We start from the raw sequence: 24,373 nt of genomic DNA, 5'->3' as shown, positions 1-24,373 counted from the left end.
TACGGCCAATCGGCGTATTGAGCTTTATGGCGCTAATTATCGGATTTTTTACCGCAATAGTCTTGGAAAACTTGTATTAATTTTCTAAATAACAGTCAAAGAAGTGATATTTATTTTACATTTGGTCGATAAGCAGCAACACCTTCAACAAAAAAGCACCTTGTAATCATATTCCAAGGTGCTTTTTATGTCTCAAAATTACGATTTAATCAATCGTAAGCAATTAACTTAGGTTTTTAACTTTTTGCTTGCTCTGATAAATAAGTCAGTGCCTCTAACCGAGTAGAAAAGACATGTTCTGCTGATATTTTATCGAGTAACTTCAATTTATCGAAATCAGCTTTCACTCGCTCGCAAACGCTTGACAGTAAAATGTCCCGCCCTTGATTTCGATAGCTGACAATAATTTCTTCAATGGCAATGGTACTGGTAATGCCAACAAAACGAGCATCCGTTAAATCGATCAACAAGGTTTTATTTTGATCCGACTCTGAAACGCTTTGTTTCAATCCGCGAGCTACGCCAAAACCGATAGGTCCAGAGATATTGAGCAATAAAACGCTATCGTCCATTGAAGCAAGTAATTCTCTTTCCGGGGCTGATAAATGCTCCGCTTCTTTAGCCGTGCACAACTTAATATTATCAAGCTGTATTTCTGATAAGCGACGAATAGTTACTAAGTTTGCTAAAAACACGCCAACTAATACTGCTGTAACTAAGTCAAAAGCGACTGACATAACTAAAGTCGAAAGCATCAAACCAGCACTAAACAACGGAACTTGATGAAGTCGCTTAAGAAAATTCCAATCAATAATGCTGATACCCACATGAGTCAAAATAGCGGCTAAAACAGCCACAGGAATATACGCAGTGTACTCCCCTGCCCACAAAACAATGGCTAAAATAAAAATAGCATGAAGAATGCCTGACAACGGCGTAGTACCACCAGCCCTTAAATTGGTTACCGTACGCATGGTTGCTCCACCACCTGGTAAGGCACCGAATAAGCCCGCAACAATATTACCGATGCCTTGACCAACCAGCTCTTGGTCAGAGTCATGTAATTCATTGGTAATACTGTCAACTGTTAACGAAGTCATTAATGAATCTAAGGTACTTAAGGTCGCAATTAATAACGCTGATTTAATCATTTCACTGGCTAAGACATTGTCCCAAATAGGCATATTAAACGAAGGTAGTTCGCTGGAAATAGCACCAACTACAGGCATTTCAGCACCCGAAAAAACAAAAAATATCGTTGCCCCTGTAACTGCAATAATACTGGCAGGTACTATACGGCTAAATCGTTGTGGCCATAAAAACAAAATGACCAAACAAGCCAGCCCCAATAAAGTATTGGTACTTGTTAATGTGCTTAATGACAACTGCAATTCTGGTAATGAATGACCAAATAATGGCTCTAGCTGGGAAAGGATAATTAATACGCCAATACCCGAGGTAAAACCTGAAATAACCGGGTAGGAAACAAGAATAAAGTACTTTCCTAGCTTAAAAATACCGAAGAGCATTTGAAATAGCCCCGCCAAACTCACCACGGTAAATGCCGCCGCTATGCCGTTATCAGGAGACTGCGCTACAAAGCTAGTTAAAATGGCAACCATGGCAACCGTTAAGCCGGTGTTAGGGCCAGAAATTTGTTGATTTGTTCCGCCAAATAATGAGGCGAATAACCCTGTTAAAATTGCACAATAAATCCCTGCACTTGCACCAGCGCCCGAAGTAACCCCGAAAGCCAAAGCAAAAGGTAAAGCAACAATGGTTGATGTTAATGCACCAAAAATGTCGCCTTTAATTGTTTGTCGATTAAAATGTGATAAAGAGAGCATGCTTACCTAATTTAAATGTTTTAGTTAATGGCACTATTAATCCTGTTTCAGGTATTACGTGCTAGATATTTTAGTCGAAATTACAAGTGCTATAAAAATATTCAGTTAAAAAGCGCTCAACAATTGTTACGACCTCTCAAGAGAGAACCAGACACTAACTGTACACTAAAAACCATTTCTTGACACTATTGACAAGTTTTCTAGTTTAGGTATAGGATTAATGGGTTGTTCATTAGTTAGGCACATTAAATACCAATAAAGATATTAGTAAAGTAAAACGATTAAGGAAGCTGTACGGATACCTTTAGATTACTTATAATTAAAGCTAACAAGGTCTTACGAGGTAAAATTTGACTATTTTACCTTTCACCATTTTCTCTAGTTACCTCTAATTTTATAAGATATAGCAAACATCTTAAAATCTAACCAGGTTTCACTATATGGAATTGACAAAGTGTTTTACTTGTTAACTTTGCTTAGTATTTATGTATTAATAAATCAGCTTCACTGAGGTTGGATACAACACAGTCTCTTTCAATGAATTAGCAACCGCTGGCATTATCGGCTTTAATTGATAGAACAGCGATAGGAAAGATAAGTTTTAAAATTATTACAAGCAGGTCAAACTTAAAAAAACACAAATAAACGACCTTAAATATAAATCAACTAGAGAACTGTAGTTATGGAACAGGTTAGCAAATCTCACGAAAATAAAGCTGAAGAGCAAACTGAAGGCGTCGGTCTGTTAGAGCGTCTTTTTAAACTATCACAGCATAAAACCACTGTAAAAACTGAACTCATGGCCGGTCTTACCACCTTCGTGACCATGTCTTACATTATGTTTTTAAACCCAATCATTATGTCTAAAACTGGCATGCCATTTGATGGATTATTTCTAGCAACGTGTTTAGGTGCTGCAATTGCAACCATCTTAATGGGGATGTACGCTAACTGGCCGGTAGGTCTTGCGCCAGGCATGGGATTAAATGCCTTTTTCACCTTCTCAGTCGTTGGTTCCATGGGTTACAGTTGGCAAATAGCCTTAGGTGCAGTATTCCTTTCTGGTGTTATTTTCGTCTTAATGAGTGTCACTCGACTTAGGGAATGGATGCTTGATAGCATCCCCATGAGTTTGCGCCTTGCCATGACTGCAGGTGTTGGTCTCTTCTTAGGTTTCATAGGTTTACGTTTCACCGGCATTGTTGTAGCGAACCCTGACAATGTTGTTGCATTAGCTGATATGACACATTTTGGTTTTGGTCAATTTGGACCTGAAGCCCCTGCATTAGGCTTCCTAAGTTTCCTATTAATCGCTATCTTAAGCTACCGTAAAGTATTTGGTGCGGTACTCATCGGTATAGCAGTAACAACGTTCATTGCCTTTGCGATGACTTGGGTACTCCCTACTGATTTCTTCGTTGTTGCTGAAGCGGCGAAATCATTTGCCCCCGCTTCTGGTTTTGTTGCCTATAAAGGGCTACTAGCCATTCCTGAGTTTTCTGCGCTTGAACCTATTTTGTGGAAAGCTGATATTGTTGGCGCTTTTGAAGTTGCTTTAATTCCTGTCATCGTTACCTTCTTATTTGTTAACATCTTCGATACTGCGGGTACCTTAATGGGTGTTGCTGAGCGTGCTAACTTGCAAGACGAAAATGGTAAAATTGAAGGTTTAAGCAAATCTTTAAAAGCTGATTCTATTTCATCTGTTATCGGTACCGCTTTTGGTTGTCCTCCTGTTACCTCGTATGTTGAGTCTGCTGCTGGTGTTGCTGCGGGTGGCCGAACTGGCCTTACTGCCGTTACTATCGGTTTGTTATTTGCTGCTGGTGTGTTCTTCTTACCGCTAGCACAAATGCTACCTGGTTTTGCCGTTGATGGTGCGCTTATTTATGTAGCCATGTTAATGATGAGCTCTCTTAGAGGCCTAGATTGGGACGACTTAACTGAATATGCTCCTGCAGTATGTACTACGGTTATGATGGCATTCACCTTCTCTATCGCTAATGGTATTGCCTTTGGTTTCATCACTTACACTGTTTTAAAAGTAGGTGCTGGTAAGTCTAGCCAAGTATCTAACGGTGTTTGGGCATTAACCGTATTATTTGTTGCAAAGTTCATCTTTTTAAATTAAAGATACAATAAGCACAAGTTATGTTTACTATGAATAAAAGCCTTTGCTAGCAAAGGCTTTTTTCGTCTAAGTACTATTTTAGTTACTCATTATCTTTATTTACGATCGACAAGAAAGAGACAACGATGAAACATACAATTGAAGTAATGATCTCAGAAGAAAAAATCAAAACACGTGTCGCTCAATTAGGGCTTCAAATTAGTGAACATTATCAAGACAGCGATAACTTAGTTATGGTCGGCCTGCTTCGCGGATCATTTGTTTTTATGGCTGATTTGGCAAGAGTCATTACTGTTAATCATAGCGTGGATTTTATGACAGCATCGAGCTATGGCAATGGCATGGAGAGCTCTCGCGATGTTCATATACTTAAAGACCTTGATGATAACATCGAAGGCAAAGACGTTTTGTTGGTAGAGGACATTATTGATACTGGTAATACCTTAAGTAAAGTATTACAGATTTTAAATTTACGTGGACCAAATTCTATTCAAATTTGTACGTTATTAGATAAACCTACTCGCCGAGAAGAAGATGTTGCGGTTAAATGGATAGGCTTTGAAATCCCCGATGAATTTGTCGTTGGTGTTGGTATTGATTACGCACAAAAATATCGTCACCTACCCTATATTGGTAAAGTAATACCTACCGAATAAATAAAGTTGATGGTAAATTTAGCATATAAAAAATCCGATACTGAATCGGATTTTTTGTTCTTATCTCAAAATTTGATAATAATAGTGACTTTTTAATTAACGACGTGAACGTTTATGTTTCATTGAACGAAATTTTGCTAATTGTTCCTCAGTTAATACACTTTTCATAGCAAATTTACTTTTTGCTTTAGTCAACGCCATCGCAGCAAAAACATCTTGGTTGCCTGCCTGTAATTGCACAAAAGCTTCCTCGTCAAAGTTATCAGCAGACATTAACGTTTTAACTTGCTCTCTAAAAGCTTTCATCGCCGGCTTTAAGACTTCCATCTGCGCTTTCTCTTCGCTTCTCAGTGCTTTAATATCGGCTTGTTGGCTTTCTGACAGATCTAATTTACGACTGAGCTTCGCGAATTTTTTTTCACTCATTTGATGATAACTATTATCACGCTCACCTTGATAGTTAACACCGTTATGACCTGCGAAGCTGGCAGGAGCTAAAACCAATGCTGAACAAAGTGAAGTGACTACTGCAATATTTTTGAATGTGATTTTCATTTGATAGTTCCTTTTGGGTATATTATTTTTTAACTAATAATTAAGTTCAGCGTTAGTATATCGAGCCTTTATGCAAAGCAGTGCAAGACTATGTAAAGCTATGTAAAGTTATTCTCTGCTTCACTATAATCACGTAAACTAGCTGGTAGTTACTACTAAGCAATTGCAAAACTAATTTATTATTTCTAAAAAGCAGCCACTCATATGACACAATCCACAGTGCAAACTAAACACATTTTATTAATTGATGATGATGCCGAACTTTCCGAATTATTAACCGAGTACCTTGAGAGTGAAAATTTCAAGGTAACTTCATGTTTAGATGGTGCCAGTGGTTTAGCAAAAGCGTTTGACGATAGTTTCGATTTGATTTTACTCGATGTCATGATGCCAATATTAAATGGCTTTGAGGTATTAAAGGCCCTAGGCGGTAATCATAAAACGCCTATTTTGATGTTAACGGCTAAAGGTGATGATAATGACCGAATTTTGGGGCTTGAATTAGGCGCTGATGACTACTTAGCAAAACCGTTTAAACATCGTGAATTATTAGCACGTATTAAAGCGATATTAAGACGTATCTCCATTGTTAAAAGTCAAAGCACATTAGCAGTAAATGCCCCAACCAAACAACTTACCATTAATCAGGTCAAAGTTAACCAAGCAACCCGTGAAATAACTTGTCGAGAGCGTTTACTTGAATTAACAGGTACCGAATATTTAGTGCTGGTTTATATGATTGAAAATCACAGTAAAATCATCAGTAAAGCTGAAATATCTGAAAAAGTACTACAACGTAAACTCAGCCCATACGATAGAACTGTTGATGTACACGTGGGCAATGTTCGTAGAAAACTACTTGCTATTGATCCCATAGATAAGATGAAAACTGTGCGTGGGGCTGGTTACGTCTTTTTACAAGGAGAAGAATAGGTATGTTCAAGTTACCACCGGCATGGTCTAAAAAATTTTCCTTAGGCATTAGCTTAAAGCTATTTTTGGCTTTCTGGCTAGTTATACTTACCTCTGTGCTTATTAGTTACCTCGTTACTATGCAGTTTCGTCATAGTCCTATCCAAGAACAAGCTAACCCACAACAATTAAAACTATTAAAGCAATACACGCAAAAACTAGCAGATAAGGATCAGGTAAGACTTAAAAAGGTACAAGAGAACTTCCGCCGTAAATATCACCAGTATTTACTCATAAAAAAAATAAGTAACAACAAAGTTTATACACCAAGAAAACGAGGCTGGTCAGAAGTAAGAGATTATTTAACAAAGCATCCGCTCGAAAATCCCGTCACTGTTGATTTTGCTTTTACCAAGGTGACGTCTTCTGAGCCCATAATAATTAATGGCGAGCAGTTCCAACTGTTCATTGCCAATGAAGTTCACCGTAAACGTTTAGTGAGTTTGGTCAATCAACTACCTGTTGCTTTGCGTTTATTGATGTTATTAACGATTAGTTTCCTATCATGCTGGTTACTAGCGAAAAGCTTTACTAATCCATTAATAGCCATACAAAAAGCAAGTGAGAGTATAGGCGAAGGCAAATTAGCGACTCGTATAACAAAGTTTGACCAGCGCTCTGACGAGTTTGGTACCCTTGCACGTAGCTTTAATAAAATGGCTGAGCAACTAGAAAATAATATTACTGCGCATCAGCGTTTATTGGGTGATGTGTCTCATGAACTTAGATCGCCATTAACTCGTTTACAACTTGCCGTTGCCTTAGCTGAAAAAAATATGGGCAATGACGTTGAACAACAAAAACATTTGAACCGCTGTGAAACTGAAGTTGAGCGATTAGATGAAATGATAGCCGATGTGCTTACCCTTTCAAGACTAGAACATAACCAAAATGTTTTTGCTGCTGATGATATTGATCTCAGTACTTTAGTCGCTCAAGTTGTTAATGATTGTCAATACTTTGCGACCAGCAGAAATGTCACTATCGTTCTCAAAACTCAAGCTAACTGTGCTCTTTTAGCTGACAGTAAACTGCTGAGCAGTGCGATCAGTAATGTGGTAAATAACGCAGTAAAATATTCGCCAAACGACCAAGTAGTGACAGTTGAATTACGTCAGATAAATGAGCAGATAATGTTAATCGTTTCTGATCAAGGACCTGGTGTACCGAATGAAATGATAGAGAAACTTTTCACTCCTTTTTTTCGTGTGGCCGATGGTAGAGAAAGAAGTAGCGGAGGCACAGGTTTAGGCCTAGCAATAGCCCAACAAGCCATACTATTCCACCAGGGTGACATAGTTGCACAAAATCAAGAATCAAGCGGTCTTAAAGTCATCATTACCCTACCGACTTTATCGAAGCAGAATAAAAGTAATACCTAATTAACAATGACTAATACCAAGTGCATTAATTTATTGACCACTTAGCGAGAATCAAAAGGCTTAGAAGCAAGGCATTGGTTGAAGAGAATGGTTATTCCCTTGTCAAAATCAATAACGCCGCATATAAGCCTTTTAAACTCGCCCTTCGGGAGTTTATTAGCACGCTGATAACATCACAGAATGAATGAAATATAGAATAACTATGTTTAAGTAATTTTACTTGTTCTAAGCTCGCAAATATAACTCTAAGTTGACCAATTAATTAGTGCAATTGGTATAAACGGGTGTGTAGCGCATTAAGTAGGCAACTGGTCGTATTAAGCTGTCATTACCGAAAGATTAAAGATAGCTTTATGCTCTTATACCAAACGGATTAATACCAATAACTACAATAGGAATTGTCATGTTACGTCTAATCACTACTTTATCGTTCGCAAGCCTGCTTATTACTGCAAATAGCTTTGCTGCTGAAATCACGCTAACCACTCCAGATAACTTCGCTTTAAAAGCTGATTATTACCCAAGTAAAAATAGCGTGAAACCCGCTAATAATCGTGCCGTGTTAATGCTCCATCAATGTAATTACAACCGTACTATGTATAACAATATTGGTGCTCAGCTAGCTCAGCAATCTATCCATGCCTTGAGTCTAGATTTTAGAGGTTTTGGTGAGAGTATAAGTAGCGAATTTAATGTTGCAGACGTTCGGAAATTACCACAAGCAGAACGAGGAAAAGCTTGGTCTAACATGTCATCACACTGGCCTGAAGACGTACAATTAGCTTTTGATTATTTAAAAGAGAAAGTGGGTAACAATGGTAAAGTAGGCATCATTGGTGCTAGTTGCGGAGGGAGCCAAGCTATCAACTTAGCAGAAAAAGAAAACATCAGTGCGATCAGCTTTTTCTCTTCCTCTCAACGAGATGAAAACATTGCTCGCTACGGTAAAACACTTGTTGATACGCCTACCTTAATCATCGCCTCAGAAGACGATGGTAGAACGTTCACCAGTGCTCAACAGTTGTTTTCAACCGCCAAAAATCCTAGTAGTAAAATGATTTCCTACAAGGGCAGCATGCATGGCTATCCATTACTAGCTAGTGATAAGGCATTAGAAACAACCATTGTCACTTGGTTTTCCAACGAATTGAGCAAATGATATAAAAACATTGGTTATGGCGGTAAACACCAGTAATTAACTACGCTTGTGTTTACCAGTACTGACTGTCTATAAAGCGGTCACCTGAGTAGTGGCAGAGTTCCTAAAGTTGTCTTTATTGACTTGATAGCAGGCAAATATCTTTCCACATTTAATTTTGCTGGCTTCAATGACAATGTCATCCTCAGTGGTGACATTTTTCATACCAAACGAAGCGTAATTAAACACGTTTTCAAGTGAATCATTTTTCATTCTATTGGCTGTGCTATTTGGCAAGTTTAACCATTGAATTTCGGTCGATGGTTTAGATAACCTTTCTGTAAACTCTTCATCTTTAATAGTTTGAACTGACAATTTACTAATAACTTTATTGACTTTAATATAATGTTCTTTATCAACCTGACCCGTTTTATACAAATAAGCAGCATATTTTTGTGCGAGCAGGTGTTTATCTTCAAGCGCTTTTACCAGCCACTTGTCCGATTCACCTACGTCTTTAATGCCCAGTTCGCCTGTGCCAAAAATAGCCCCTAATAAAAAGGCTGATTCAACATTGCCATTTTTAGCGGCTTTTCTTAAATACTTAATACCTTTATCCGTATCAATAAAGTCCTCTTCCATTAAATAAAAAATTCCTACTCGATACTGTGCATAAGCAGATTGGTATATTGACGCTTTACGAAAGTATTGAATGGATTTCTCGAGGCTTTTTTTAGTACCATGACCTTGATAATAAAGCTCAGCTAGCATCGACATTGCATCAGCGCTCTTCCCTTTAGCCATAACTTGCCATTTATTGAAATAATCGACACATTGTTTTTCCATGCATTCTTCGACAGGCAGGGCCAAACTTGGTATAGGTGCGGCAGTGAGGGTGAAAATGGTGACGAATAAATATAGCTTGAAGTAAGTAATTGTTATTATTCCGTTAATACAATAAGTGACTTAAAATCATACTATATAAAAAGCGATAGGACTACAATTGGAATTTAATAAATAATAACGTTCAAATCTTTGTTCACTGTTAACAAAAATGGACATCAAACGCTTTTAATTCAACATCGGTGACAACTGCCGTTATGTATCATCTAACATTAGTTACTCGTTATTGAACACACTACTAAAACGTTATTAACAACAGTAAAAGGCCATTGACTAACTTTATAACTCAAATAATTAATAAGGTTTTGTAACCTTAGCTACAAGTTTTATTAAAATTACTATATTCTCAATTAAGGTAATACCTCGTTTAAGTGGCTAACCCTTCAATAAATCAAGGACATCATCAGGCTCACATTATGATAAAACTCACCCATTCAGAAAGTTTTAAAAAGCTATTTTTTACTTTATTTAGCGTGGTTATCCTTTTATTAAGTGTCAATGTGCCAGGTACTTTGGCCGCTAATAATGATGAAGATTACCTCGCGGTTACCACTGAAAACCCCAATATTGACCTTGGCGAATTAGAGTTTTCCCTTACGCCTTTAACTAAAGGTGAATTAACGATAGAGGTAGATGCTTGGTTAGCCATTTTAAAAGCAAGAGCCACTATTGTTAGTGAAGCAGAAATTCTAGTTAGTCAAAAACAAAAAAAGATTTTGGCTGCCCAAGAGATTTCTGATATCAGCACTGAAAGTGCAATCCTACTTGATAAAAGTAAAAACGATAAAGCGGCAGCGAAAGAATTAAAAGAAGATTTGGATGAAATTAAATCGCTTGCCAGAGATATAAAGCACAAAAAAGCAGATAAAGCGGTAGATGAACTATCAAAAACACCTGAATCTCTCAACCAGCTCGCCAAAAAAGCAGACTTGTACAGTCATAAAATGCAAAAAAGGCGCGAGTTGTTAATTAAAAATCTTACTCAATTAAGAGAAAAGAAAAATGATGCGTTAGAGCGTTTTCAATTGGTGCTTAGTAGCTGGGAAAGCAAAGGTGGAGATGGCACTGAGTTGCACCTATATGCCAACGCACTATCAGGTACAAACGTTGATTTAACTGATAGTGATGCAGCTTGGCTAACGATTAAAGGCTGGCTCTTATCCCAAGATGGTGGCTTACGTTGGTTAGCAAATATCATCAAATTCACTTTAGCATTGTTCTTTATATACATACTTTCTAGAACCGCCGGAAAAATAACTGATGCAGCACTTAATCGTAATAGTAATTTATCAACGTTACTAAAATTATTTATCAAAGTATCTGTTCGTCGAGTAATTTTAATTATAGGTTTTATTGTTTCACTGACTTTAATTGAAATAAATGTCGCCCCGGTATTAGCTCTAATTGGTGCCGCAGGTTTAGTGGTTGGTTTAGCGCTACAAGGTACGCTAAGTAACTTTGCCAGCGGCATGCTCATTCTAATTTATCGCCCTTTTGATGTCGGTGATATCATTGAAATTGATGGTGTGACTGGAACCGTTCATTCTATGACCTTATTATCTACGTCTATCAAAACATTTGATAACCAACACTTGGTGGTGCCTAACAACAATATCTGGGGTACAACTATTGTTAACGTGACAGGAAGTAGAACACGCCGTGTTGATCTTGTATTTGGCATAGGTTATGGCGATGACATGGTTAAAGCTGAAAAGATTATGCTTGATGTAGTAAGTAGGCATGAACTCATACTCGAGAACCCGGCTCCTGTCGTTAAAGTTAATGAATTAGCTGATTCGTCAGTTAACTTTGTTTGTCGTCCTTGGGTGAAAACAGAAAATTACTTAGATGTTTATTGGGATGTTACTCGCCAAGTTAAAGAAGAGTTTGATAAACAAGGTGTCTCAATACCGTTCCCACAACGCGATGTACATGTCCATCAGGTTGCTGAAATCACTGAGAAGTAACAACCTATCAGCTAAGGTGAGTTTACATTAGTTACACTAAACCAGTAAGGTGGGTTTAAACCAACGCCTTATTGGCCAGTAACATTAACCACTGTAAGCTTTACTTGATAGCAAATATCTAAGAAGTAGATTCTAATAAATTGCGATGATTTCCTACCAAAGAGTTAGTTCAGCCAATTATCATTTTAGATGGCAGCACTGCAAAAAAATTAGGAATTTCGAATTGAGCTTTTAACTTATATTGTCATGGTCAAGGTATTTGGGATCTTCAACTTGAATATGATTTACTAACCAATCATTTAAAAAGTAAAGCAACTCCAAAGAAATAGTACCTATTCTTAATGATTGCTGCTTTATTTTATCAAGCTCATCGATAAAAAATTGATGCTCACTTTTATGCTGTTCAATCCCCCCTTGAGATAACGTAGTAAAGTATTGCTCTTCTTCATCGAAGTGGTATTTTGTGTAGTCTTGAAGCTCATCAAATAGAGGCATAATAACGTCTATGTCACTGTCTTCTTCAGAAGCGACATAAATCTTATTCATTATGTCAAAGAGCTGTTTGTGTTGGGTATCTATCGTATCAATACCAATAGAATAACTATCCTGCCATATTACCTGTGTCATGCTGCTTCCAATAATGTCTTTGAGCACATTATATACAACTAAATAAATACTTAAATTAACGTTCACTACGTTTTTGATTTAAGTCAATGTTTTAGGAGGAATTTGAAAGTGTTGATTTAAATCAGCGTTAACTTTTAGTTTGTATGTATACTAAAATACTTAATTAATTATGAAATATTTACAGTCTTTATGAAAACATTTATTTGGAATAGTAATTACGAAACAGGTGTTGCTAAAGTTGATGATCAACACCAATGTCTCGTCGAAATAATTAATGAATATAGTCACTTATTAGCAAACAATACAACAACCGAAACGGATATCGAACTAACACTGAATAAGCTCATTGATTACACCAAATTTCATTTTAAGGATGAGGAACAGTTGATGTACAGTGTGGGTTTAGATACTCGTCACATCACGCATCACGAAAAATTACACCGTGATATCCTTGATGAAATATCTACCTTGTTATCTGATCAAGTGACGGATAAGTTATCTATCGCACGCTACATTTTAGACCTTATTATACACTGGCTTGTTTATCACATTCTGGGCACAGATATGAATATGGCAAAACAAATGAAAGCAATACAAGGAGGACTCTCAGCACGCGATGCCTATGACTTTGAAGAGAAAATTAAAGACAAGTCCACAGAGCCATTACTTGAAGCACTTAATGCACTATTTATTCAAATCTCCGAAAGAAACAAAGATTTAATGGAGCTTAATAAAACCCTTGAAGCCAAAGTTATTTCACGCACCCAACAATTAAGTGAGCGTAATAAAGAGTTAGCGATCTTATCATTAACTGACCCATTAACTAACATGGCAAACCGTCGTCATGCTATGCAACAGTTAACCTTGTTATGGGAAGAGTCAGTCAATAATAATTTACCACTTAGCTGCTTGATGATAGATGTTGATTACTTTAAGCAAATTAACGACACACATGGTCATGATATAGGCGATGTAGTGTTAATTGAATTAGCCAGAGTTTTTCAACATGCGATAAGAACGGACGATATTGCTTGTCGTTTAGGTGGCGATGAATTTTTTATAATTTGTCCCGCTACGGAGCTGGAAGGTGGTTTACTTATTGCTGAGTTAATAAATGAACAAGTAGAGTCGCTAAGTATTGATATATCTGACAGCCAACTTTCACTAAGCACCAGTATCGGCGTTGCAACAAAAACCGCACAGATGACAAGTATTGAAGATCTGATGAAAGCTGCTGATGACGGGGTTTATTCTGCTAAATCAAATGGCCGTGGTTGTACTAAAAGTATTCAATAATTAGCATTTTCAAACGTCCTAACTTAAAGCCTATTAACTTAAAACCTACTGATTACCATATTCAAAGTCAGTTAAGTACTGAGAAAGTAACTCAGGTGCTAATGGTTTTGAAAAGTAATAACCTTGGATATAATCACAACCTAATGAGACAAGAATATCAACTTCTTGTTTTAATTCGACACCTTCTGCAACAACAGAGATACCAAGTGCTTTAGCCATTGAAATAATAGCTGACACAAGCACTTTATCACCTTCTACTTTTGTCATTTCAGAAATAAAACCTCTATCTATTTTTAAAGTATCTATTGGAAACCTACGTAAATAGTTTAATGACGAATAGCCAGTACCAAAGTCATCTAATGCGATGGTACAACCCGCGCTTTGCAGTTTATTGAGTAAAGTTATGCATCTATCATTTTCAGGCGCAAGAACACTTTCAGTTAACTCAAAACATATGCTTTCAGGGTTAAGGTCATATTTTTTTATCGTATCAAGCCATGAAATATCATTAACTCCAGAAGAGAATTCATAGATAGAACGGTTTACATTAAAAACGATATCACTAAAGCCCATTTTTCTCAGCTTGCATAATTCGGTACAGGCTAGATTTAAAACCAAGTCTCCTATTTTCGATATCAAACCAAACTTTTCGGCTGTCGGAATAAAATCTACAGGAGAAACCCATTTGCCATGCATATTCCATCGAATTAGGACTTCAAATTTAGTAACCGATTTATTTTTCAGTGATACGATAGGTTGGTAAACCACACAAAAGTCATTATTTTCAATAGCGGACTCTAGCGATAGCTTTAATTGTTCTTCTTTATTTGCTTTATCAGATAGCAGTTGACTATAAAATTCATAAGAATTTCGGCCATTGTCTTTAGCAGCAAACATAGCTTGTTCTGCTTTTTCAAATAACCGATGTACATCCTGTGTATCTTGTCTAAAGCAAGCAACACCGATACTCAATGTTATTTTTATATTAATACCTTCTATGACAAAGGGTTTTAAGAATGCATGCGTCACTTTGTCGATAAAATAAACTATCGAATCCTGATTAGTTATGTGGTTAATAAATAATGCAAAATTATCGCCACTAGTACGCGCTACAATATCGCTTGATCTAATCAATGACTGGAGCCTACTAGAGACTTGCATAAGTACTTCATCACCGAATGCATGACTATAAAGACTATTAAACTTATTAAAAAAATCAATATCTATAACGAGTAAGGCCGCAGGAGTAGTACATTCAAGCTGATTTGAGTATTGTATTATTGACCGTTCGATAAAGGTGAATAATGTTTTTTTATTGGCTGTTTTGGTTAAATCGTCATATGAATCTTGAAATTTTATTTTTTCTTTCGCTATATATTGCTCTGTGATATCAGAAAAAAAAGCGGTGTAATGTGTCAATTCATTAGACTCATCTACAATAGCAGTAATAGAAAGCCATTCTAAATATTCACTACCATTTTTACATTTATTCCAAATCTCACCTTGCCAGTGACCATTTTTATTGATGTCTGCCCACATGGTCTGATAAAAGGCTTTAGTTTGCTTTCCAGAATTTAAAATTTTGGGTGTTTTGCCATGCAAATCAGCTTGTGTGTACCCAGTCATACGCGTAAATGACGGGTTGATATAAGTGATAAATTTGTCTTTATCGCACACCATGATAGCTTCGTGAGTATTAGCAATGATATTATTAGAAAATTCTATTTTTTTTAAGTAGCTACTTTTATGTATTTCTTTCTCTATCAAACCAGAAAAAAGCATAAAGAGTGTTTCCACTTCCAGAACATTACTAATATTATCTTCAAACAAAGCGACCAAAATTGCACTAACTTGCCCTTTACTCGTTTTTAAAGGAATGCCTACATAACCATCAATTTTCATATCTTTGAGTAAGAGGTCATCTGGATACAGATGTTGAATATTACAACGATGGGTACAAATAGATTCATTAGAAACTTCAGCACAGGGAGAAGATTTAAGTGCATAAGTAAAGTTGTCAACTATGCAACCTCTATTAGCGACAGCAATAGAGGTTGCATTGGTTTTGGAGTCATCAATACTCGCTATAAAAACAAAATCTGCATCAATGGCACGACTTAGTGACAAACAAATTTCATCAAAAAAATTATCACTATTGATGTCTGAAATGCTTTTTACGATACTTGTTATTCGATGAACATTCATAAATATCTTTCACTCAGATAAGTTTTTTATAAGAGAACTATATTAAGGATATTTTATTTAGAAAGCCCTTTTCCACCGATGGCTAAATCCTTTTTTATACAATATAACAAGTTAGTTCAGTTATTAATATGATGGGTGTCAACAAACAATCGTTTAAATGAACGTTGAAATGCCCATCTAGGTTTAGATGTATGCTTTACTGATGAGTGGGGATTGAGCTAAGTAATTTGGAAGTAGCAATATAACTTGTCTTTTTTGTGGCAGAATTTTTACCGTAGTTAAGAACGAAAAAGCCCCTGTAAAACAGAGGCTTATCTATAGAATATGGCGGTGAGCGAGAGATTCGAACTCTCGAAAGGGATAAACCTTTACACGCTTTCCAGGCGTGCGCCTTCAGCCACTCGGCCAGCTCACCAAATTTTGTATGATATTTAAAATGTTATCTTCATCATTGCTTCCAATTCAGTACTCAGTTGATATACACGTTATACATGTAAAATCACCATACTAACCATTAAGCTAGGTACCTTATCGTCAACAGGCGCTATGGTAGAAAAAAAGCCTTGCTGGTGCAAGGCTATTTTAATTTTATCGTTAAAAAATGGTTTAAGTGCTGTTTATTTATTCATAAATATTAAAAATGAATGAATTACACGACAAAGCTAGGCATTACCTTTTACTTTTAATTTATTTTCTGCGGCAAAGTTAAGCATTCTATTTAAAGGAATTAAGGCCTGTGCAGCTAGATTTTCATCAACGTTGATTTCTTTACCAACAGGGCTGACTAACGCATCATGAATAGATTTAAGACCATTCATTGCCATCCAAGGGCAACTAGCGCAACTTCTACAGGTTGCACCGTTACCGCCTGTAGGAGCGGCTACAAAGGTCTTTCCAGGGTTAGCTTGTTCCATCTTATAAAAGATACCTTTATCCGTTGCGACGATAAAGTGGGTATTAGGCATGTCTTGGCTTGCTTTAATTAGCTGGCTGGTTGAGCCTACAGCATCGGCCATTTCAACAACGTTAGCAGGTGACTCTGGGTGAACAAGTACTGCTGCCTCGGGGTATTGTAGCTTGAGATCACGAAGTGCATTTGCTTTGAATTCATCATGAACGATACAAGCGCCCTGCCACATCAGCATTTTGGCACCTGTTTCTTTTTCGATGTATGAACCCAAGTGACGATCTGGCCCCCATAGAATAGGCTTACCTTCACTCTCAAGCATATCAACTATTTCTAGTGCAATACTCGATGTTACCACCCAATCAGCCCTAGCTTTAACTGCTGCTGAGGTATTTGCATAAACAACAACCGTATGGTCTGGATGCTCATCACAAAAAGCAGAAAACTCTTCAATAGGACAACCTAAGTCTAACGAACAGGTCGCTTCAAGCTCAGGCATTAAAACAGTTTTTTCTGGTGTTAAAATTTTAGCCGTTTCGCCCATAAACTTCACACCAGCAACAATTAAGGTCTCTGCCGAGTGCTGTTTACCAAAACGAGCCATCTCTAGAGAATCAGCGACACAACCACCGGTTTCTTCCGCAAGAGCTTGAATCTCAGGGTCAGTATAATAATGCGCAACCAATACGGCATTCTTTTCAATTAAGAGCAGTTTAATTTTCTCTATGTATTGTGCCTTTTCATCATTGGCTAAAGGTTTTGGTTTGGCTGGAAATTGAAAATCAAAATCTACCGCAGTATTACTTATACTCATGGATTCTCTCTAATTCAGGACACGTAAAAACGCGGTAATTATAAGGGAAAGTAATACTAATGTGTAGTGGAGAATGGTCAGCTTAAACGGTTAAACGCTTTGGTTATGAGTTATGTGAATCTTAAAGGGTATTTAGAATAGTTATTGAATTACTGATTGAATTACTGATTGAATTACTGATTGAATTAAAAGTGGATAGCTGTGCAGGGTTTGAGGCTTGGCTTTAATTCTAAGAAGTTATATCACTGTAGAAATTTATGATGAGGCTTATCGTTATTCTTTAAATTAGGAGTGGTCGGCCGTGGAGGATTTTAAGCTTTGAATCAATTGGACTTAAACGGTTAAAAGCCTTGGCTTTAATTCTAAGAAGTTATATCACTGTAGAAATTTATGATGAGGCTTATCGTTATTCTTTAAATTAGGAGTGGTCGGCCGTGAAGGATTTGAACCTTCGACAAATTGGTTAAAAGCCAACTGCTCTACCAACTGAGCTAACGGCCGTTCCTAACTATAAATAAATGATAAATGTTCTTGAATTGGTCAACCGTGAAGAATTTTAAGCTTTGAATAAATTTAGCTTAAACGGTTAAAAGCCTTGGCTTTAATTCTAAGAAGTTTTATCACTGTAGAAATATGATGAAGCTTATTGCTGTTCTTTAGATTAGGAGTGGTCGGCCGTGAAGGATTTGAACCTTCGACAAATTGGTTAAAAGCCAACTGCTCTACCAACTGAGCTAACGGCCGTTCCTAATAATATACACTTTTACTTTCTTGAAATGGTCGGCCGTGAAGGATTTGAACCTTCGACAAATTGGTTAAAAGCCAACTGCTCTACCAACTGAGCTAACGGCCGATTCAAGATTTGTTTCGATTTACATGCTCAATTATCTATTATAATAACGAGACTTTTAATTCAAACTCAAAGTTATTACTTTGAATTAGAAAGTGGTCGGCCGTGAAGGATTTGAACCTTCGACAAATTGGTTAAAAGCCAACTGCTCTACCAACTGAGCTAACGGCCGTTTTATCTTATAAGTAAATATTAATCGTTCTTGAATTGGTCGGCCGTGAAGGATTTGAACCTTCGACAAATTGGTTAAAAGCCAACTGCTCTACCAACTGAGCTAACGGCCGATTCAAGAGTTACATTATAAATTTACTTGCTCCATTATCTTTACGATAAAGAGACTTTTTATTCAAAATAAAACATCACTTCAACAAGCGAATATTTTACCTTAGAAATTGGTCGGCCGTGAAGGATTTGAACCTTCGACAAATTGGTTAAAAGCCAACTGCTCTACCAACTGAGCTAACGGCCGACATGCATTGAGTCACTGCCTCAATGCGGGGCATATAATACTCATAATTTATTTAAGTGCAACAATAAACTTCGTTTTTCTTAATATAATTTACTGTTCGAGCAATTTGTCAGCAATGCGCTAGTTTTATCATCAACAAAAAGCAATTTAGTGCCAATAGCCTATAAATACTTTACTTAGTTAAACTGGCTAAACGTGGCTTGCCAAGTTTTGCCGCTGTTGATTCTGGGTACTCTTTTATCAACTGTTGATAGGTTGAAATCGCTTTTTTAGCATTATTTTGCTTTTGAGCAACCATAGCAAGCTTTAATAGTGCATCAGGACGCTTAGTTGAGTCTTTATGTTTGTTAACAACAATTAAGAACTCTTGTTCAGCTTGTGCAAGTTCGCCTTGATTAAAGAGTAATTGGCCTAACCAATAATGGGCGTTAGGTGCATAGCTTGAATTTGGAAAGCTTTTATTAAAGGCTCTAAATTCAACAATAGCTTGCTGGTAACGTTTATCTTTTAAAACGAGATTAAGTGCATGGTCATAAGTTTCATTTTCAGTTAAGTTATTACTGTAACTAGTGGCATTGCCTGCGGTGCTAATCGTCGCAACTGGGCTCATAGTAACTGAAGCAGTTTTACTTGTTGATTTAAGTACTTCATTAACTCGTCTATCAATTTCTTTATACAGCTCTCGTTGACGCTCTAATACTTGACTTAATTTGTGGGTATGCAATTCAGTCACGCCACGAAGTTCATTCACTTCATTTTGTAAAAGATCCAACTGACGTTGTATATTCACTTGTGCCTTATTACGTGAGTCTAACTTACGTGACAAGGTTGTTAATTGCTCTGTTAACGCGGAAGAGTCGATAGAATTGGCGTTAACATCAATGACTGGCGCTTGAGCTACAGCTAACGCACTAACGGCGCTAGCTGTAAACATCATGCCAAATAAAACTTTATTCAGTTTCATTCAGTTACCTGCTTAGTTGAGACTTATTAAGTCTTAGTAAGTATTAGTAAGTATTAGTAAACTAGTACGGCACGACGGTTTTTAGAGAAAGCATTTTCGCTACGATCTTTAACCATTGGTTTTTCTTCACCGTAGCTAACTACAGTAAGTTGGCCTGCAGCAACACCCATGTTTTCTAAATAAGTAACTACTGACTTAGCACGACGTTCGCCTAGTGCAATATTATATTCAGGTGTACCACGTTCATCGGCATGACCTTCAATTAATACTTTTACATCTGAGTTAGCATTTAAGAATTTAGCATGTGCATCTAAAATAGCTGAGAACTGGTCGTTTACGTTAGAAACATCAAAATCAAAGTAAATGATGTGTTCTGAACGTAATTGCGCTAATTCTTGACGTTTTTGTTCTTCAATTTCTGCAGCACGTTTTGCCGCTGTAACTTGAACTGCTTCTTGAGCTTTTTGAGCATCTTCCGCATTTTTAGTAATTTGGGCATTAGTATCGACTTGGCTTTGCTCATCGGTGTCAGAGTTTGAGCTACAAGCAGATAGAATGGTAAGAGGTAAAGCAATTGCTAAGCATTTTACTATGTTATTAAAGCGCATTTTATTTTCCTTTGTTCTAAAATTATAAGTTAAAATTCAATTAGTTATTTGTATATCTTATTATTATAAAAATGGTGACCAAGCAGGTGCTTTCACTTGACCATCAAGTGCAGGCAATCTAGCTTTAAAGCGACCATCTACCGACACTAAACCCAATACTTGTCGATTATTATGTAAGGTACTGTATATGATCATACCACCGTTTGGTGACACACTTGGCGATTCATCTAAACGAGTTTCGGTTAACACCTGAAATAAACCAGATGATAATTCTTGCTTCGCTAAACGATATTTACCACGCGTTCTGTTGACCATAATCAGTTGTTTACCATCAGGTGTTACTGAACCTCCTAGGTTCACCTCGCCATCAAAAGTTAAACGTCTTACTTTCCCCCCGGCTAAATCTACGCGATATAGCTGCGGTTTTCCACCCCGTTCTGAACTAAATATCAATGAATTACCATCTGGAGTCCAACTCGGCTCAGTATCTATCGCTCGATTACGTGTTATGCGACGTAATTTCATGGTAGCTAACTCCATAACATATAAATCTGGATTACCATCTTTTGATAAGACCATTGCCATGCTCTTTCCATCAGGAGAAAATCGTGGGGCACTGTTTATACCATTAAATGAGCTAATTGATTTTCTCACGCCGGTATAAATATCAATACTGTGGATTTGTGCTTGACGGTTTTCAAATGAAACATACGCTAATTGGTCACCATTAGGATGCCAAGATGGTGACATTAATGGTTCTTTAGAACTTAACAATACATGTTCATTAAAACCATCATAATCAGCAAAAGCGAGTTGGTATGGATACTTTCCTTGATCGCGAACAATAACATAGGCAATTTTGCTTAAAAATGCGCCTTTACTTCCCGTAAGTTTTTCATAAATAACATTACTGATACTGTGTGCATAACGACGTGCTTGATTCAGTTGTATGTTAGCGCTACTTTGCGCCAATATATGATCCTTAGGATTAACTAATTCACCATTACTGAGCATTGAGGTTTCACCGCCGGTGATCTGTCCGCGTATCACGTCAACTAACTGGTAACTGACTTGATAACGACCTGGTGCAACTTCGTTGATATTACCTAATAATACGGCTTCAGCACCCAAGTTAGCCCAAGCACTGTAATCAATTGCTTTAGCATCCGAGATAGTTTGCGGAAATCTATCTATTGCAATAGGGCTAAACTTGCCACTACGTAATAAATCATCACTAATAACTTTTGATAATAATTCTGGTCGCTCGCCGGTACCAGTCCAATTGAAAGGGATTATAGCTATTGGTCTTGCGCTATCTACGCCCCCGGTAATGACAATTTCTAATGCCGCCATTGCCTTAACAGAAGTGAATGCAATCAAGGCACCAAATACAATGTTTGATAATAATTTCATATTTTTAATACTTTTCCTTTAAATAGCTTGAGGTATTGCTATTAAATTAACTGGTTTAATATTTTAATAAAACCATGTAGCCAAACACGGTCCTATAATCTCTATTAAAATATACTGATAAATAATATCAGTTAAAATTTGGGTTCTACCGTAACCGCAATTTCTCGCATTTCTTTAAATACTTCAGGATCTTTAGAAACTGGTAACGTACCTGCTTTACCAATGGCTATATTGGCGGCATCACACACCACTTTATCGCCTTGCCCTACTTTTACATCAATAACGAAGCCAGAAGGTGCCAGCGTGAGCGTTAATCGACAAGATTTATCTGCCATAGTGCTGCGATCTGTAATCATACGTTGATTAATACTTTGTTGAATCAACGCTGAATAACGTTGTACTTCCGTCATCACTTGTTGGTGTCTTGCTTTATTACGGGTCGCCATTTCATCAGCCATTTGCTCTGCTAACATAGCATCTTGAATAGCTTGTTCTTTTGCTGCTATTTCTTGACGTTTTCGATCTGCAATTTTTTTAAGGCGTAAATCCTCTGCTTTTTTGGCATCCGCTTCTTCTTTTATACGTTTACTTCTGGCAGCAGCAGCGGCCTTTTCAGCAACTTGTTTCTCCTGCTCTTTTTGTTTACGTACTTTTTCAGCTTTAGCTGCTTTAGCTTTTGATGATTTAGCCGCTTTATCTGCCTTAATCTTTTCTTGTTCTTTTTGCTTACGTTGTTTCTCTAATTTTTTAATGCGTGCTTGTTCTTGTACACGACGCTTTTTAGCATCTGACGCACGTTTTTCAACGGCTTTCAGTCGCTTTTTCTCAGCATCACGCTCATTAATTTTCTGTCTCTTAATTTTGTTTACTGCTTGCTCAAACTTTGCCTTATCAATAACTACTGCCTTAATTGGCTCAGCTGATTGGCTTGTTGGCGTAGGTAACGGTTTAGGCTCTGAAGAAAAGTCTCCTGACAATAAACCAACGAGTAAAACAACATGCAATGCGATACTTAGCCACACAGCTTTAAAATAAGGTGACTTCATATTAAAAGGAGAAGTTGATTGCTGGACCACGCTATTCCCCCACCGAATCTGTCATTAAACCAACCGAAGGAACACCTGCAACGTTCTGTAACATCACCATCAGTTGTATAACTGCATCATATGATACCGCGCCATCGCCATTAACAACTACCGGAGTACCCGGTTCAATAGCTAGGTGTGCTTTAACTAATATCGCAACTTCTTCAGCAGACATTGGCTCTTTATCATTGGCTCCAACGGTCAAATAGTAACGCCCTTGCGCATCTACGCTGGCAACCAGAGGTGTTTTACTGTCTTCATCAAGCGGCTCTGCATCTGCTTGCGGTAGATCAACCTTAACCCCTTGGGTTATTAAAGGTGCGGTAACCATAAAAATAATGAGTAATACCAACATTACATCGATATACGGAACCACATTTATTTCAGCCACTTTGCGGCGTCTAACTCTTTGGTACATAGTAATACCCTATTTAGTAGATTGCTCGGCGGCTGATTGTCGTTGTAAAATACTCGAAAATTCATCCATAAAATTACCGTAGCTATTTTCTAACTTCTCAACTTTATGACTAAAACGGTTAAAGGCAATTACCGCAGGAATGGCAGCAAATAACCCCATTGCGGTGGCAATCAATGCTTCCGCAATACCTGGAGCAACCATAGCAAGCGTGGCTTGCTTTACCGCACCTAGAGCAATAAATGAATTCATGATGCCCCAAACTGTACCGAACAAGCCAATGTAAGGACTAATAGAGCCTACTGTTGCCATAAAAGGTAAATGCGTTTCTAGACTATCTACTTCACGTGATAGAGCAACACGCATAGCTCTGTGCGTACCATCAACAATAATTTGAGGGTTATCAATATGGCTTTTTCGCAAACGGGCAAACTCTTTAAAGCCTGCTATAAATAAACTTTCAATGCCTTGTATTTGTGACTTTGCAGAAGTTTCGCTATAAAGCTTACTTAAATCAGCCCCACTCCAGAATTTATCTTCGAATGCTTTCAATTCAGCCGCGGCGGTACGTAAAATTTTTCTACGTTGAAATATCATCGCCCAACAGACAATAGAAAAAGTAAGCAAAACAAGCATTACAAATTGCACTAATATGCTTGCTTCTAAAAACAAATGGAAAATAGATATTTCAGCTGACACGTTTAAACGCTCCTAGTATTAATTCGGGAATAGCACAGGGTTTATTTTGACTAAAATCAACGCACGCTATACGTATTTTAGCAGTACACAATACTTGTTTTTCTTGGTTGGTAATTTGTTGTTGAAACACTAAACTTGCACGCTTCAGCGTTATGATGGTTGAACTCACTTCAAGTAAATCATCAAGTTTTGCCGAGGCAACATTGTCCATTTCAACCTTTCTGACCACAAAACCCAACTTTTGTTGCAAAAATACTTCTTGGTTTATGCCTATTTTTCTAAGCCACTCTGTTCGCGCGCGTTCAAAAAATTTCAAATAGTTCGCATAATAGACAATTCCACCGGCATCGGTATCTTCGTAATAGACACGAATTGCGAAATGATGGGCTGATTCAACGTTTGGTTGGGATGTTATTTCAGACATTACTATTAGAATTATTTTTATTGTACTTTGGGCTCTATAGTAATAG

The 24,373-nt window shown here is 37.2% G+C and carries 20 protein-coding genes and 7 tRNA genes; 7 read left to right on the top strand and 20 right to left on the bottom strand.

Annotated features, from left to right (window positions below; translation table 11 throughout):
• Positions 1-236: 236 nt before the first annotated feature.
• Positions 237-1,847: a SulP family inorganic anion transporter gene (locus tag CPS_RS07790; protein WP_011042579.1), complete on the bottom strand. Its 1,611-nt coding sequence runs from the start codon at positions 1,845-1,847 to the stop codon at positions 237-239.
• 682 nt (positions 1,848-2,529) lie between these two features.
• On the opposite strand from CPS_RS07790, the gene CPS_RS07785 reads away from it, so the two are divergent.
• Both CPS_RS07785 and hpt read left to right on the top strand, forming a co-directional pair.
• Positions 2,530-3,978 (top strand): NCS2 family permease, encoded by a 1,449-nt coding sequence (locus tag CPS_RS07785; RefSeq protein WP_011042578.1) that lies wholly within the window; start codon positions 2,530-2,532, stop codon positions 3,976-3,978.
• 125 nt (positions 3,979-4,103) lie between these two features.
• Positions 4,104-4,634 carry a hypoxanthine phosphoribosyltransferase gene (gene hpt, locus CPS_RS07780; RefSeq protein WP_011042577.1) on the top strand — a complete coding sequence of 177 codons (531 nt, stop codon included), beginning with the start codon at positions 4,104-4,106 and terminating at the stop codon, positions 4,632-4,634.
• A 96-nt stretch (positions 4,635-4,730) separates the two neighbouring features.
• Here hpt and CPS_RS07775 read toward each other — a convergent pair whose 3' ends face one another.
• Entirely contained in the window at positions 4,731-5,189 is a 459-nt protein-coding gene (locus CPS_RS07775; protein WP_011042576.1) for a Spy/CpxP family protein refolding chaperone, read from the bottom strand.
• Between the two features lie 204 nt (positions 5,190-5,393).
• Here CPS_RS07775 and CPS_RS07770 point away from each other — a divergent pair, with 204 nt between their 5' ends.
• The 3 genes from CPS_RS07770 (at position 5,394) to CPS_RS07760 (ending at position 8,702) form a co-directional block, all read left to right on the top strand.
• Positions 5,394-6,122 carry a response regulator transcription factor gene (locus CPS_RS07770; protein WP_011042575.1) on the top strand — a complete coding sequence of 243 codons (729 nt, stop codon included), beginning with the start codon at positions 5,394-5,396 and terminating at the stop codon, positions 6,120-6,122.
• Between the two features lie 2 nt (positions 6,123-6,124).
• Positions 6,125-7,543 (top strand): ATP-binding protein, encoded by a 1,419-nt coding sequence (locus CPS_RS07765; RefSeq protein WP_011042574.1) that lies wholly within the window; start codon positions 6,125-6,127, stop codon positions 7,541-7,543.
• A gap of 403 nt (positions 7,544-7,946) precedes the next feature.
• Positions 7,947-8,702, top strand: coding sequence for an alpha/beta hydrolase family protein (locus CPS_RS07760; protein ID WP_011042573.1), 756 nt, complete (start codon positions 7,947-7,949; stop codon positions 8,700-8,702).
• 69 nt (positions 8,703-8,771) lie between these two features.
• On the opposite strand, the gene CPS_RS22825 is transcribed toward CPS_RS07760, so the two are convergent.
• Positions 8,772-9,527 (bottom strand): tetratricopeptide repeat protein, encoded by a 756-nt coding sequence (locus CPS_RS22825; RefSeq protein ID WP_049757799.1) that lies wholly within the window; start codon positions 9,525-9,527, stop codon positions 8,772-8,774.
• Positions 9,528-10,000: 473 nt separating this feature from the next.
• Here CPS_RS22825 and CPS_RS07750 point away from each other — a divergent pair, with 473 nt between their 5' ends.
• Positions 10,001-11,551, top strand: coding sequence for a mechanosensitive ion channel domain-containing protein (locus tag CPS_RS07750; RefSeq protein ID WP_049757798.1), 1,551 nt, complete (start codon positions 10,001-10,003; stop codon positions 11,549-11,551).
• Positions 11,552-11,782: 231 nt separating this feature from the next.
• Here CPS_RS07750 and CPS_RS07745 read toward each other — a convergent pair whose 3' ends face one another.
• Positions 11,783-12,178, bottom strand: coding sequence for a bacteriohemerythrin (locus tag CPS_RS07745; RefSeq protein ID WP_011042570.1), 396 nt, complete (start codon positions 12,176-12,178; stop codon positions 11,783-11,785).
• A 189-nt stretch (positions 12,179-12,367) separates the two neighbouring features.
• On the opposite strand from CPS_RS07745, the gene CPS_RS07740 reads away from it, so the two are divergent.
• Positions 12,368-13,474 carry a GGDEF domain-containing protein gene (locus tag CPS_RS07740; RefSeq protein WP_011042569.1) on the top strand — a complete coding sequence of 369 codons (1,107 nt, stop codon included), beginning with the start codon at positions 12,368-12,370 and terminating at the stop codon, positions 13,472-13,474.
• A 45-nt stretch (positions 13,475-13,519) separates the two neighbouring features.
• On the opposite strand, the gene CPS_RS07735 is transcribed toward CPS_RS07740, so the two are convergent.
• From CPS_RS07735 to ybgC, 16 genes are all read right to left on the bottom strand, one after another.
• On the bottom strand, positions 13,520-15,679 hold the full coding sequence (locus CPS_RS07735; protein ID WP_011042568.1) for a GGDEF domain-containing phosphodiesterase: 2,160 nt from the start codon (positions 15,677-15,679) through the stop codon (positions 13,520-13,522).
• 325 nt (positions 15,680-16,004) lie between these two features.
• Positions 16,005-16,094, bottom strand: a tRNA-Ser gene (locus CPS_RS07730).
• Between the two features lie 247 nt (positions 16,095-16,341).
• Positions 16,342-17,400 carry a quinolinate synthase NadA gene (gene nadA / locus CPS_RS07725; RefSeq protein ID WP_011042566.1) on the bottom strand — a complete coding sequence of 353 codons (1,059 nt, stop codon included), beginning with the start codon at positions 17,398-17,400 and terminating at the stop codon, positions 16,342-16,344.
• Between the two features lie 425 nt (positions 17,401-17,825).
• A tRNA-Lys gene (locus CPS_RS07720) sits at positions 17,826-17,901 on the bottom strand.
• 167 nt (positions 17,902-18,068) lie between these two features.
• Positions 18,069-18,144: transfer RNA gene (locus CPS_RS07715), tRNA-Lys, on the bottom strand.
• A 33-nt stretch (positions 18,145-18,177) separates the two neighbouring features.
• A tRNA-Lys gene (locus tag CPS_RS07710) sits at positions 18,178-18,253 on the bottom strand.
• 93 nt (positions 18,254-18,346) lie between these two features.
• Positions 18,347-18,422, bottom strand: a tRNA-Lys gene (locus tag CPS_RS07705).
• Between the two features lie 36 nt (positions 18,423-18,458).
• Positions 18,459-18,534 (bottom strand) — tRNA-Lys (locus CPS_RS07700).
• 109 nt (positions 18,535-18,643) lie between these two features.
• Positions 18,644-18,719: transfer RNA gene (locus CPS_RS07695), tRNA-Lys, on the bottom strand.
• Positions 18,720-18,891: 172 nt separating this feature from the next.
• Positions 18,892-19,683 (bottom strand): tol-pal system protein YbgF, encoded by a 792-nt coding sequence (ybgF, locus tag CPS_RS07690; protein WP_011042565.1) that lies wholly within the window; start codon positions 19,681-19,683, stop codon positions 18,892-18,894.
• A 53-nt stretch (positions 19,684-19,736) separates the two neighbouring features.
• Complete coding sequence (pal, locus tag CPS_RS07685; RefSeq protein WP_011042564.1) at positions 19,737-20,291, bottom strand: peptidoglycan-associated lipoprotein Pal; 555 nt, start codon at positions 20,289-20,291, stop codon at positions 19,737-19,739.
• Positions 20,292-20,354: 63 nt separating this feature from the next.
• Positions 20,355-21,713: a Tol-Pal system beta propeller repeat protein TolB gene (tolB, locus tag CPS_RS07680; RefSeq protein WP_198560023.1), complete on the bottom strand. Its 1,359-nt coding sequence runs from the start codon at positions 21,711-21,713 to the stop codon at positions 20,355-20,357.
• 122 nt (positions 21,714-21,835) lie between these two features.
• Positions 21,836-22,780 (bottom strand): cell envelope integrity protein TolA, encoded by a 945-nt coding sequence (gene tolA / locus CPS_RS07675; protein ID WP_232769055.1) that lies wholly within the window; start codon positions 22,778-22,780, stop codon positions 21,836-21,838.
• A gap of 1 nt (position 22,781) precedes the next feature.
• On the bottom strand, positions 22,782-23,207 hold the full coding sequence (gene tolR / locus CPS_RS07670) for a protein TolR (protein WP_011042561.1): 426 nt from the start codon (positions 23,205-23,207) through the stop codon (positions 22,782-22,784).
• Positions 23,208-23,216: 9 nt separating this feature from the next.
• Positions 23,217-23,903 (bottom strand): protein TolQ, encoded by a 687-nt coding sequence (gene tolQ / locus CPS_RS07665; RefSeq protein ID WP_011042560.1) that lies wholly within the window; start codon positions 23,901-23,903, stop codon positions 23,217-23,219.
• Positions 23,893-24,327, bottom strand: a complete 435-nt coding sequence (ybgC, locus tag CPS_RS07660; RefSeq protein ID WP_011042559.1) for a tol-pal system-associated acyl-CoA thioesterase — start codon at positions 24,325-24,327, stop codon at positions 23,893-23,895. The genes tolQ and ybgC overlap by 11 nt, the downstream gene beginning before the upstream one ends.
• Between the last annotated feature and the right edge of the window lie 46 nt (positions 24,328-24,373).

The organism is Colwellia psychrerythraea 34H (genome assembly GCF_000012325.1).
GTDB classification, from domain to species: Bacteria; Pseudomonadota; Gammaproteobacteria; order Enterobacterales; family Alteromonadaceae; genus Colwellia; species Colwellia psychrerythraea_A.
Note: the sequence above shows the minus strand (reverse complement) of the source record. Positions and strands in the feature narration are given on the sequence as shown.

Excerpts from the sequence above, each read along its gene's own strand:
- CPS_RS07790 (WP_011042579.1), bottom strand. The coding sequence starts at position 1,847 with ATGCTCTCTTTATCACATTTTAATCGACAAACAATTAAAGGCGACATT.
- CPS_RS07785 (WP_011042578.1), top strand. The coding sequence starts at position 2,530 with ATGGAACAGGTTAGCAAATCTCACGAAAATAAAGCTGAAGAGCAAACT.
- hpt (WP_011042577.1), top strand. The coding sequence starts at position 4,104 with ATGAAACATACAATTGAAGTAATGATCTCAGAAGAAAAAATCAAAACA.
- CPS_RS07775 (WP_011042576.1), bottom strand. The coding sequence starts at position 5,189 with ATGAAAATCACATTCAAAAATATTGCAGTAGTCACTTCACTTTGTTCA.
- CPS_RS07770 (WP_011042575.1), top strand. The coding sequence starts at position 5,394 with ATGACACAATCCACAGTGCAAACTAAACACATTTTATTAATTGATGAT.
- CPS_RS07765 (WP_011042574.1), top strand. The coding sequence starts at position 6,125 with ATGTTCAAGTTACCACCGGCATGGTCTAAAAAATTTTCCTTAGGCATT.
- CPS_RS07760 (WP_011042573.1), top strand. The coding sequence starts at position 7,947 with ATGTTACGTCTAATCACTACTTTATCGTTCGCAAGCCTGCTTATTACT.
- CPS_RS22825 (WP_049757799.1), bottom strand. The coding sequence starts at position 9,527 with ATGGAAAAACAATGTGTCGATTATTTCAATAAATGGCAAGTTATGGCT.
- CPS_RS07750 (WP_049757798.1), top strand. The coding sequence starts at position 10,001 with ATGATAAAACTCACCCATTCAGAAAGTTTTAAAAAGCTATTTTTTACT.
- CPS_RS07745 (WP_011042570.1), bottom strand. The coding sequence starts at position 12,178 with ATGACACAGGTAATATGGCAGGATAGTTATTCTATTGGTATTGATACG.
- CPS_RS07740 (WP_011042569.1), top strand. The coding sequence starts at position 12,368 with ATGAAAACATTTATTTGGAATAGTAATTACGAAACAGGTGTTGCTAAA.
- CPS_RS07735 (WP_011042568.1), bottom strand. The coding sequence starts at position 15,679 with ATGAATGTTCATCGAATAACAAGTATCGTAAAAAGCATTTCAGACATC.
- nadA (WP_011042566.1), bottom strand. The coding sequence starts at position 17,400 with ATGAGTATAAGTAATACTGCGGTAGATTTTGATTTTCAATTTCCAGCC.
- ybgF (WP_011042565.1), bottom strand. The coding sequence starts at position 19,683 with ATGAAACTGAATAAAGTTTTATTTGGCATGATGTTTACAGCTAGCGCC.
- pal (WP_011042564.1), bottom strand. The coding sequence starts at position 20,291 with ATGCGCTTTAATAACATAGTAAAATGCTTAGCAATTGCTTTACCTCTT.
- tolR (WP_011042561.1), bottom strand. The coding sequence starts at position 23,207 with ATGTACCAAAGAGTTAGACGCCGCAAAGTGGCTGAAATAAATGTGGTT.
- ybgC (WP_011042559.1), bottom strand. The coding sequence starts at position 24,327 with ATGTCTGAAATAACATCCCAACCAAACGTTGAATCAGCCCATCATTTC.